This is a genomic window from Bradyrhizobium sacchari (genome assembly GCF_002068095.1).
In the GTDB taxonomy this organism is placed as follows: domain Bacteria; phylum Pseudomonadota; class Alphaproteobacteria; order Rhizobiales; family Xanthobacteraceae; genus Bradyrhizobium; species Bradyrhizobium sacchari.
On sequence record NZ_LWIG01000007.1, the window covers coordinates 343616 to 353087 of the forward strand.

The following is a 9472-nucleotide window of genomic DNA, read 5'->3' on the forward strand; positions in this document are numbered from 1 at the left end:
TCGGACGCGTCGCCAGATGGCGGCGAATATGCTCTGAATTGGGTGTGAGCGAGGCCCTGCCTGACGATCCCGAGACGCTGAAAGCGATGCTGCTTGCCGAACGTTGCGAGAGCGAACGGCTGCGTCAGATCATCAAGGAATTGCAGCGGCATCGATTTGGCCGGCGGGCAGAGACGCTGCCTGAAGATCAAATGCTGCTGGGCCTCGAAGACGTCGAGCAGGTCGCAGCGTACAGCGAGACGGCACAGGACGTGAGCACGCCTGAAGGCCGTGAGGCGCGGGCTCGCAAGCGCCGCGGCAACCGTGGTGCCTTGCCGACGCACCTGCCGCGGATCGAGGTCGTCGTCGACATCGAGGACAAGACCTGTCCCTGCTGCCAGGGCGAGTTGCACCGGATCGGCGAGGATCGAAGCGAGCGGCTGGACCTGGTCCCAGCGCAGTTCCGGATCCTCGTGACCCGGCGTCCCAAATACGCCTGCCGGGCTTGCGAGGACGGCATCATGCAGGCGCCGGCCCCCGCCCGGCTGATCGAGGGCGGACTGCCGACTGAAGCCACCGTCGCCCAGGTCCTGGTCTCCAAATATGCCGATCACCTGCCGCTCTACCGGCAGGCCCAGATTTACGCTCGCCAGGGCATTGAGCTCGATCGTTCGACGCTGGCGGACTGGGTGGGGCAGGCAGCCTTCCACCTGCGTCCGTTGCATGAACGCGTCCTTGGCAAGCTCAGGCAACGGCCAAAGCTGTTCGCCGACGAGACGACGATGCCGGTGCTCGATCCCGGCCGCGGGCGCACCAAGACCGGTCAGCTCTGGGCCTATGCGGCGGACGACCGGCCATGGGGCGGCGCTGATCCGCCGTGCGTCGCCTATGTCTATGCGCCGGATCGCAAAGCCGACCGACCGATCGCCCATCTTGCAGGCTTCAAGGGGATCCTGCAGGTCGATGGCTATGCCGGCTATGGCAAGCTCGCCGAGCGTGGCGAGGTTCAGCTCGCATTCTGTTGGTCGCATATGCGGCGTAACTTCTACGAACTTGCCACACCCGGTCCCGCGCCCATCGCAAACGAGGCGCTTCAGCACATCGCCGAGTTCTACGCGATCGAGAAGGACATCCGTGGCCGCAGCGCCGAGGAGCGCCGCCTCGTCCGGCAGCAGAAGAGCCGGCCGCTGGCAGAAGCCTTCGAACGGTGGCTCCGCGCGAAGCTCGCGCTGATCAGCCAAAAGGGCAAGTTGGCCGACGCCATCCGCTATGCGCTCTCACGCTGGGAGGGCCTGACGCGCTTCATCAATGATGGCCGTGTCGAGCTCGACAACAACGCCGTCGAGCGCTCGATCCGTCCGATCACGCTGAACCGGAAGAATGCGCTGTTCGCAGGTTCCGACGGCGGCGCCGAGCATTGGGCCATCATCGCCTCCCTGGTCGAAACCTGTAAGCTGAACGACGTCGATCCACTCGCTTATCTGACCGACGCCCTCACCAGGATCGTCAACGGCCATCCAAACAGCGACATCGATCAGCTGCTTCCGTGGGCCTATTGCCGTCACGACCTCAAAGCCGTGGCCTGAGAACGACGCTTACGAATGAAACGCTGCCGGGACTTTTATTTCGAGCCCGGCAGCGTTCGAACCGTCGTGCGCCTTCCGCTGATTGATAATTGCCAGATCTTCCCCGCGGGTAAGAAATCCTCAATCTTGAAATGCATTATTGAAGTTTATGAAAGCAGAAGGGTCGCGCGTCAGACGCCATTCGATTTTCAATCAACACCACCGACAGTTTCTCGATCGACTACGTGACCTTGAGTGGGTGGCGAACTCCAAGTTGGAAGACAGACCCAAAACAAAGCTCACCCTCATTCGCAACGGATGGATGGAGAGGCGGTCGTCAGAAACCGGTATCGAGTATCGCCCTCGCGGCGGTGCTCCGCAAATACGACGCAAAATCCTGGTGCGCGGCGGCACCTTCGAGGCGGTGGAGGGCAAGGCGCGCGACCGCAACATCGTGATCGAATTCAAGGACTACGAAACCGCGCTCGCCTGCTAATACACCAAGGCGAGGGCGCTGCGCGCGGGCGCCGTGGACATCGATATTATTGTGATCGAAGGCTACGACGGCCCGCAGCCCACGGATTGAGCCCCGCTTTGGCGGCGCGCACCACGCAGCTGAGTTTTGCCTCGTTGGTCGTTCGCACCGCCGAATGTCTCCTTCTGGCCGATTTTGTTGCAAAAGTCGGCTGTAGCCGACGGATGCCTGTCGGCCATTCGGTAAGGCCGACCGGCTTTGATCCGCCGACCTAACGCTCTCGACGCAACTCCTACGCTACGCAATGCAGAAAGCATGAGCGGGTGGTGGTCGCGCAACGAACGACGCGAGGCGCCTTAGATTTTGAGCGATGGCAGCCAGAACAAACTCGTCCTGGGCGCCTCGTGGGCCACGAAGCCGAAGCCGACCAAGCCTCAGGATGCGCTTCAAGTGTGCAAACTGCATCTCGATCTTCTTGCGCTGACGTCGCGACGTCTCGAAGCCCTCGGTGCCAGCGAACGACCGGGCGACGTCCCGGGCGTGCTCATGTATGTCGCGCGGGATCTTGCGCGATGGTTCTTTTGGACAGCACTGCGGTTTAAGCGGGCATGCGTCGCAGTCGCGCTTGCTCGCACGATACAGAAGCGTTTTGCCCTCGTGCACGGTGCTCCGCTCGTCCCGAGCCGCTTTCCGCCCGGGCAGTGGTAGACGTCGCTGGTCGGATCATATCGAAAGTCACTGCGTGAGAAGGTGCCGTCATCTCGCTTCGACTTGTCGAACACGGGGATATGTGGCGCGATGCCCTTCTCCTCGACTAGCCAGTTCAGCATCGGAGCAGCCCCGTAAGCGGTATTCCCGGCAAGCCGCTCCGGCTGGAGACCAAAGCGCTCCTCTGTTCGTTCGATCATTGTGCTCGCCGCTCCGACCTCGGCCTGGCGAATGGAGCGGGGCGCCTCAACATCAACGATGGCGCCGAACTTCACGTCGTGATAATTGTCGGAGTATGCGAAGAATGCTGGTCCCTTGTGAGCTCCGGTCCACTGGGCCGCGGAATCGGACAGCGAGATGAACTTCGGGACAACGTCGCTGGCCGCGCCCCATGCCGTATCGTCGAGGGTTGCCAGATACTCCTTCACCGCGCGGCTTGACGTCGCCGGATCGCAAACCTTCGCCACCAACCAGACCGGCCACAATGCACGCCTCGACGATATGTTCGAATACGCGACGAACGACATCTCCCTCGCGGAAGCGCTCATTGCGGGCCCGCGAGAAAGTCGAATGATCCGGGATGGCATCCTCGATACCGAGCTTGCAGAACCACCGATAGGCGAGGTTCACCTGCACTTCACGGCAGAGCAGCCGCTCCGAGCGGATCGCGAAGACATACCCCACGATCAGCATCCGGATCATCAGCTCCGGATCGATCGACGGGCGACCAATGGACGAATAATGAGGAGCTAGTTCGCTGCGAAGCCAAGACAGATCGAGAGCAGTGTCGATCTTCCGCACCAGATGATCTTCGGGAACCGCGTGGCTGAGATGAAACTCTTAGAACAGTTGACCTTGGTCACTCTTCAGACGGCCCATCATGGATCGACCTCGTCGCGATTCGCGTCAACACAACGGAATCACGCCTGCCGGCTCGTCTCAACTGACTTTTGCAACAAAATCGGCCCTTAGCGGTCCTCAGTCTTCAACGCCGTGATGTCTGCTTTCAGGGGTGGAACAGACTGGCGCTGGGTTTATGAAGGCTCCGCCCCGGCAGGAACTGGACGGGCCCTGCTGTGTCGGACGGCAACTCAGTGTCGTGATTTTCCCGTCATCATTAAAGGCTAAGACTGCCTGCACTACGTTTTCCCCGCTGATGAACGAGATTATTGCGCCACCGTGCGAGGGCTGAAGATTGTCCAGCTCCGCAGCTGGGTGTCTCTGCAGATGGATAGCCCAGTAATCTCGCAGGTTTTCTCTGCCGGAGATCGCCAATTGGTCACAATCGCAGTAGACCACGGCATCTTCGGCGTACATTTCGAGTATCGCTTCGACATCGCCTGCACGGTAAGCATCAAGCCAGTCGACGGCAGCGGCCAGCGGGTCAAAAGCCATACAAGCACCTTCATTCCAGAAGCAGAGATTTGGCCGGGGGCCCGGCTGTGTCTTCGCCAATCGATCCGGAATTTTTTGACGCTCGCTCGCCTAAACCAATATGCCGAGTGCCATAGGGCGGATACTTATCCGCTGGCCCGTGATGCTGGCCCATTCGGAAACCCGCATGGGCGGTCCCGGATTCGAATAAGGCTCGGTTCTTAGACCCTGTGTCTAAAAGTCCAGTGTGCACCGGCAAACTGGTAATAGCCTCGAACCTAGACATTTGCCGCGCCGAGGGAGCCGATGCTATCGCAGCAATCGAACACTCTCTGGAGATGCTGAAGGCGCGAGTACTTTCTGCTCAACGTTCTAGATTGAACTCTTGCGAACCGCGTTCGGGTCCATCTGAGCCAACCAGGATTTCGTATGCTCGCTCTGCCTGCTCCCGTGTCAAATTGGCTATCCAGTCGGTGCCCAGGAGCGCTGGGCCTTTCCGCTCTCGGTCGTAAACCATCCAACCAACGCGGCCCATCCGCACGACAAATCTGCCCGACGCCGGACTCATCGCACTTGCCATACAACAGCCCCCATCACTTCCTGCGTCTGCCAAATACGCCGTCGTCGACTATTCCCCGCATTTGCCTATGTGAATCGCCACAACATTCGAGCGCCAAACAGATATTCCTGGCGGGAACAGTGCGAAAGCGGACAGAGCACCCGTCGGTCCGATAGTAGCCTCACCTCCGCTTGGTGCAACCGACCAAGCACCTCCAGTCGCGGCCCCGGCCTACTGTCCTTCAGCAGCATGTCCCTGCCTGGCCGGGGCCGTTGTCCGCTTTCCGATGCATACTGGCGTCACGACAGTCCCGCCTCCGAGTTGACGGGGTTCGAGGATGTGCTGCCGCAGCGCTGCAGCATAGGGGGAGCAGCTCGACGCCGCTTTCATCGCGCTTGGTTTCAATCAATCGAGCTTTGCCCGTGGCATTGCAACACCGCTAGCCAAGTTCTGACACACACACGGGGCCGTCATCGATTCCAGTTCTACCTCTTTTGAGGCGCTTACAGGACGCGGTCATCGCCGCTACCTTGGCAGATTGCGGGGTTAATACCTTCAAGCCCTGGAAGACGGCTCTCGGCGCTCACTCTTTTGGAGTGCTACGGTGGCGCGATATTTCTTCGACGTCAGGAACGGGTGGGACTTCTACCCCGATGAGCAAGGCGTGGAATTGCCTTCGCAAGCAGATGCTGAGGCAGAGGCTCTAGACACCCTGGCGAAATTGGCGCGCGATTTTGCGGACAAAGCTCCAGGACAAGCGCTCCGGCCAGATGTTGCCATCGAGGTCAGAACAGCGTCAGGACCGGTCTTTCAGGCTGCGTTGCTCTTCGCGGCTAATAGAACCACGTTGCAATGATGCGCTTGGACCGCCCACTGGCACCAGCGGTGCGACCGCAATCGGGCCGGCGGCGCTTTCCTTGCCGTCTGTTTCATCATGGGCTCGCACCTGCTAGAGCACCACCCCAGTGATTGCGGCCCGCCCGGAGCTTAGCAGCTCTGACTAAGAACGCGTTTTGAGTAAGTCAACGTAGCGCGCGTGCAATGTCACGAAGCGCTTGGTTCCGTCGAGGAGCACCTTGACCTGAGTCGCGGTCGCCCCTTGGCCAACAACGATACCGATCCGACCACTCAGGCGCGGCCCGGCCGAAGCAGCAACAACGATCCTGCGACCACTCATCAGCTCTTCTTTAATGACCAATAGGTCCGCGGACTTCGGCAGGTTACGGTTGGTGCTCCGGGGCATGGCCTCTTCCCTACCGCCATCTATGAACGTTGGACACGCGATTGACGGTGCACGCCTGGCTCGCGACCGCAAAGAGGCCGACAGAAGCCATCCCCAACATATGCCGGCGCGCTGCCGTTGCGCCACAGCTTCTGTTGCGGTGTGATTCGGCGCAAATTGAAGTGGGGATCTTGACGAACCAGATGCTACCCGACCGTCTCGGCATAATCCATGATGTTGATAGCGGACTCGCGATCTGATCCCATCTGGGACGGAGACGAATCACATGCGCGAGCAACAAGCAACCTTTGAGGCGACGTTTTTTGATCGGCCTCCCAATTGCGAAGATTGCCACATCGTCACGGCCCTTAGATCCGTTATCCACGACTCTCGCGATGGTCGCCGGGTCTCTGTGTACGAGTGCTCAAACCGTGGCCGACTGGCTTGGAAGGATGACGCGACAGGGATTTCCGGCGAGCTCGGTGGTGCGCAAAGGAGATAAGCATCTGGTGTGGCCCTTACGCCTGTCGCGGACTGTATCTGCTGAGCGTCGGCAAAAGCCATTGAGTTATCAAGCCGCCGAGCTGCGCGCAAAAGAGCTCCAGACGATGGCTTTTTTCCTGATCGTCGCCTACTTCGCCATTCTTGCTCATGCTTTGTTCAGTTGAGGCAAGGCGCTGACGCCCTCTCCCATCCTGGTGTTCGCGCCACTACGGTCGTTAGCTGTAGGGCAACGACCCCGCGGCTATGCAGCTTCACGGGCGCAGCCGTATCGCCCTACTTGGTGCGCACTGTGTTGGCTCCGGCTCCTGTCAGCGCATCAGCCATTTTCTGCGGATCGTCGCCATGAAAAACCAACCGACACCTCAATCACGCCCTCCAGCTTCTGTCTTCCATCCTGTTCTGGGGCGACCTTGGCGTCCGCACCCGCCGCGCGTGCTCCGGCCGAGTTCGCGCCGCCCGCTGGCTGAATGAAGACGTCGCCGCGCGCCACACCGCATTCCTGAAGACATGCTCCACGGCTAGTTCGGCTTCACGGCGGGTCGCAAAATCTCCGATAATCGTGCTTTCCAAGATAGCCTCCGCGGCAAGGGTCGAGAGGCGGACAACCGGCCGGCGACGTTGAAGGTTCCTAGCACGAGCGCCGCGGCAAAGTCTGTGGTCCGCGCCTCTCCTACGGACAGCACCCGCGACGCGCTCGCGCCGAGCAGGAGAAACAGCGCGCGCTCCGCCTGGTACCTCGCGGCAGCGCGGCTGCACTCCGAGCCGGACATCACGACGTCGCCTCCAGCTGTGCAGACGGCCCACTTCCTTCTACCGCGTCCGCGCCGCTTCAATACGAAATCGAATCCCGCATAGTTCTCTTCGCCGGTTCGAGTGTTCATGCCGCGATCCGTCCCGGTAAGCTGCCTTGGAGCTGGTCCAAGAGCCGCTGCTCGCGCTCGATTCGGCTCAGGTAGAGTTCGCGCTCCTTCTCGGTTTTCGCGCTGGCAAGCAGCAGCCGATAGTGGGCGATGACCTTCTCGCTGCCGCGGATCAGCAGGTCCTTGACGTCGGTCATGACGCCGCCCCCGCGTTCGCAGGGAAGTCCGGGCTAGGCATGGTGAGCGCGATAGGGAAGGTTTCGGACGTCAACGCCTCCAGCGCCGAGCTCTCTTCGGAGAGACGCCGTTCGATGAACTGGCGCTCGAGGTCGGAGAGCCGTGTCTTCAGAAGTCTCCGATAGCGGTGGATGTTGTTGCGGTGCGCACGAAAGCGGGCAATATCTTCGTCGATCATCATCGCCACTCCTGACGGTCTTCCAAGCCCTTTTGCGGTTCGAGAAATGGGAAAGCGAATTCCCGGCGAAAAAATATTCGGCGCGAAAACCCTGTCAAGATTGTAGTGGTGCAGTGCGCCACACTTGAGCCGTGGCGTGTTAACCAATCCGCGAGCTCAAAAAAAATTCGGCGGCCCCCTTGAATCGCCCTTGCGTTTTTCTAAGTCGTTTTTCGTCGCGAGAGCGGTGTGCCGGGCGCCTTTATGGGTCCGGCGCGGGCGCCGGCCGGGTACCAGATCCGCTCTGACCCTGCCTGGCGCTCCTTGTATCCAGCTTGCTCTTTGGAGGACTTGGACATGAGGACCACCTTCGACTTCGCGCCCCTGTGGCGCTCCACCATCGGCTTCGACCACTTGGCCGACCTCGTCGACAGCACGCTGCGCCGCCCGAGCGAAGACCACTATCCCCCGTACAACATCGAGCGCACCAGTGAGGACCACTACCGGCTCTCGCTCGCCGTCGCCGGGTTTGGTGCCGACGACATCGCCGTGACCGCCGAGCAGAACGCGCTGACCATCGAGGGCAGGAAGCCCGAGAAGGCAGCCGGCGAGTACCTGTACCAGGGCATCGCCGCGCTACCGTTCCGGCGCGTGTTCAACCTGGCCGACTACGTCCAGGTGAAGGATGCCTGCTTCCGCGACGGACTACTGATCATCGATCTGGTCCGCGAGGTACCGGAAGCCATGAAGCCACGGCGGATCCAGATCGGAAGCGGGGCCTCTGCCGTCTCGCAGATCGAACAGAAGAAGGCGGCCTGACGCCGGCCAAGGTTCGACGGCGGAGCGCGGCGCGCGCAAGCCCCGGCCGCGCTCCCTGGCTCATGCAACGAAGGAGAAAAACCATGGCAGTTCGTGATCTCATTCCCTGGTCCAGAAACCAGGAGGTCGCGCCGCCGCGCGGCACCCGCGATCCGTTCATGACGCTTCACCGCGAAATGAACCGGCTCTTCGACGACGTCTTCCGCGGCTTCGGGGGCGAAAGCCTCTCGCCGCTCATGGAGGGGCAATTCAGTTGGCCCAAGATCGAGCTCGGCGAGACCGACAAGGGGCTGACGATCTCGGCCGAGCTCCCGGGTATGACGGAGAAGGATGTTCAGATCGAAATCGCAAACGGGATGCTGACCATCCGCGGCGAGAAAAAGAGCGAGCGCAAGGAGGAAGGCAGATACTTCACAGATCGTTACTACGGCTCCTTCCAGCGGCAGATAGCCCTCGAGGACGTCGAGGAGGACAAGGCCGAGGCCTCGTTTAAGGACGGGGTCCTGACGATCTCGATACCGAAGTCTGAGAATCCGCGCGCGGGCGTCAAGCGCATCGCGATCAAGTCGCAGTAAAGACCCGGGCGGCGGTCGACGCCGCCCGAACTCACCGACGCCCCTCCTCCGAGGAAGGAGCGTAAAGGGAGGCATCGATGACCAAAGCTGGCACGAACGCCGGCAATCTCAATTCCGTCTTCCATCCGGCGGCGCACTATGCGTCTCCGGAAGATGTCCTGAACGATCCGGGGCTCGCCGCGCCGGAGAAGCGGATCATCCTATCGTCCTGGGCGTCCGATATGTTCGCAGTCGAGTCCTTTCCCGCCTTGCGCAAGGTACCTGGCATGAGCCACGCCATCCGGCTCGCCGACATCCTTGCCGCGCTGCGGCGGGTCGACGGCGAAGACGACAACCCGCCGCCTGGCGGGGTGCCGATGCGGCTACGGCGGCCTTGGGCCGCCGCGCTACGGAGGTCGGCATGATATTCACGCAGGCCGTCATGACGATGGTTCTGAT

Annotated in this window: 11 protein-coding genes and 2 pseudogenes; 7 read left to right on the forward strand and 6 right to left on the reverse strand. The window is 61.1% G+C overall.

Features of this window, described 5'->3' with window-relative positions; genetic code table 11:
- Nucleotides 1-86 precede the first annotated feature (86 nt).
- Both tnpC and A5906_RS08035 read left to right on the forward strand, forming a co-directional pair.
- A complete protein-coding gene (tnpC, locus tag A5906_RS08030) occupies nucleotides 87-1565 on the forward strand; it encodes an IS66 family transposase (RefSeq protein WP_080135222.1) in 1479 nt (492 codons plus the stop codon).
- 301 nt (nucleotides 1566-1866) lie between these two features.
- A pseudogene (locus A5906_RS08035) lies at nucleotides 1867-2130 on the forward strand (DUF1330 domain-containing protein).
- Between the two features lie 186 nt (nucleotides 2131-2316).
- Here A5906_RS08035 and A5906_RS08040 read toward each other — a convergent pair.
- Nucleotides 2317-3609: pseudogene (locus A5906_RS08040) on the reverse strand (transposase).
- A 96-nt stretch (nucleotides 3610-3705) separates the two neighbouring features.
- Entirely contained in the window at nucleotides 3706-4122 is a 417-nt protein-coding gene (locus A5906_RS08045; RefSeq protein WP_080134690.1) for a YybH family protein, read from the reverse strand.
- A gap of 1142 nt (nucleotides 4123-5264) precedes the next feature.
- Here A5906_RS08045 and A5906_RS46340 point away from each other — a divergent pair.
- Nucleotides 5265-5516, forward strand: coding sequence for a DUF6894 family protein (locus tag A5906_RS46340; RefSeq protein ID WP_080134691.1), 252 nt, complete (start codon nucleotides 5265-5267; stop codon nucleotides 5514-5516).
- Between the two features lie 144 nt (nucleotides 5517-5660).
- Here the strand turns inward: A5906_RS46340 and A5906_RS08055 are convergent, their stop codons facing one another.
- Nucleotides 5661-5903 (reverse strand): hypothetical protein, encoded by a 243-nt coding sequence (locus tag A5906_RS08055; protein WP_080134692.1) that lies wholly within the window; start codon nucleotides 5901-5903, stop codon nucleotides 5661-5663.
- Between the two features lie 410 nt (nucleotides 5904-6313).
- On the opposite strand from A5906_RS08055, the gene A5906_RS08060 reads away from it, so the two are divergent.
- The gene (locus A5906_RS08060; RefSeq protein WP_136615051.1) at nucleotides 6314-6550 is read left to right on the forward strand and encodes a hypothetical protein; all 237 of its coding nucleotides are present in this window, start codon (nucleotides 6314-6316) and stop codon (nucleotides 6548-6550) included.
- Between the two features lie 152 nt (nucleotides 6551-6702).
- Here A5906_RS08060 and A5906_RS44095 read toward each other — a convergent pair whose 3' ends face one another.
- The 3 genes from A5906_RS44095 to A5906_RS08075 form a co-directional block, all read right to left on the reverse strand.
- Nucleotides 6703-6876 (reverse strand): hypothetical protein, encoded by a 174-nt coding sequence (locus A5906_RS44095; RefSeq protein WP_245326637.1) that lies wholly within the window; start codon nucleotides 6874-6876, stop codon nucleotides 6703-6705.
- Nucleotides 6877-7263: 387 nt separating this feature from the next.
- A complete protein-coding gene (locus tag A5906_RS08070) occupies nucleotides 7264-7443 on the reverse strand; it encodes a hypothetical protein (protein ID WP_080134694.1) in 180 nt (59 codons plus the stop codon).
- Nucleotides 7440-7664: a hypothetical protein gene (locus tag A5906_RS08075; protein WP_430642361.1), complete on the reverse strand. Its 225-nt coding sequence runs from the start codon at nucleotides 7662-7664 to the stop codon at nucleotides 7440-7442. Before A5906_RS08075 ends, A5906_RS08070 begins: the two co-directional genes overlap by 4 nt.
- A 333-nt stretch (nucleotides 7665-7997) precedes the next feature.
- Between A5906_RS08075 and A5906_RS08080 the strand changes: the two genes are divergently transcribed.
- From A5906_RS08080 to A5906_RS08090, 3 genes are all read left to right on the forward strand, one after another.
- A complete protein-coding gene (locus A5906_RS08080; protein WP_080134695.1) occupies nucleotides 7998-8459 on the forward strand; it encodes an Hsp20 family protein in 462 nt (153 codons plus the stop codon).
- 83 nt (nucleotides 8460-8542) lie between these two features.
- On the forward strand, nucleotides 8543-9034 hold the full coding sequence (locus tag A5906_RS08085; RefSeq protein WP_080134696.1) for an Hsp20/alpha crystallin family protein: 492 nt from the start codon (nucleotides 8543-8545) through the stop codon (nucleotides 9032-9034).
- Nucleotides 9035-9111: 77 nt separating this feature from the next.
- The gene (locus tag A5906_RS08090; protein WP_080134697.1) at nucleotides 9112-9438 is read left to right on the forward strand and encodes a hypothetical protein; all 327 of its coding nucleotides are present in this window, start codon (nucleotides 9112-9114) and stop codon (nucleotides 9436-9438) included.
- The last annotated feature ends 34 nt before the right edge of the window (nucleotides 9439-9472 follow it).

Excerpts from the sequence above, each read along its gene's own strand:
- tnpC (WP_080135222.1), top strand. The coding sequence starts at position 87 with ATGCTGCTTGCCGAACGTTGCGAGAGCGAACGGCTGCGTCAGATCATC.
- A5906_RS08045 (WP_080134690.1), bottom strand. The coding sequence starts at position 4,122 with ATGGCTTTTGACCCGCTGGCCGCTGCCGTCGACTGGCTTGATGCTTAC.
- A5906_RS08055 (WP_080134692.1), bottom strand. The coding sequence starts at position 5,903 with ATGCCCCGGAGCACCAACCGTAACCTGCCGAAGTCCGCGGACCTATTG.
- A5906_RS08070 (WP_080134694.1), bottom strand. The coding sequence starts at position 7,443 with ATGACCGACGTCAAGGACCTGCTGATCCGCGGCAGCGAGAAGGTCATC.
- A5906_RS08075 (WP_430642361.1), bottom strand. The coding sequence starts at position 7,664 with ATGATGATCGACGAAGATATTGCCCGCTTTCGTGCGCACCGCAACAAC.
- A5906_RS08080 (WP_080134695.1), top strand. The coding sequence starts at position 7,998 with ATGAGGACCACCTTCGACTTCGCGCCCCTGTGGCGCTCCACCATCGGC.
- A5906_RS08085 (WP_080134696.1), top strand. The coding sequence starts at position 8,543 with ATGGCAGTTCGTGATCTCATTCCCTGGTCCAGAAACCAGGAGGTCGCG.
- A5906_RS08090 (WP_080134697.1), top strand. The coding sequence starts at position 9,112 with ATGACCAAAGCTGGCACGAACGCCGGCAATCTCAATTCCGTCTTCCAT.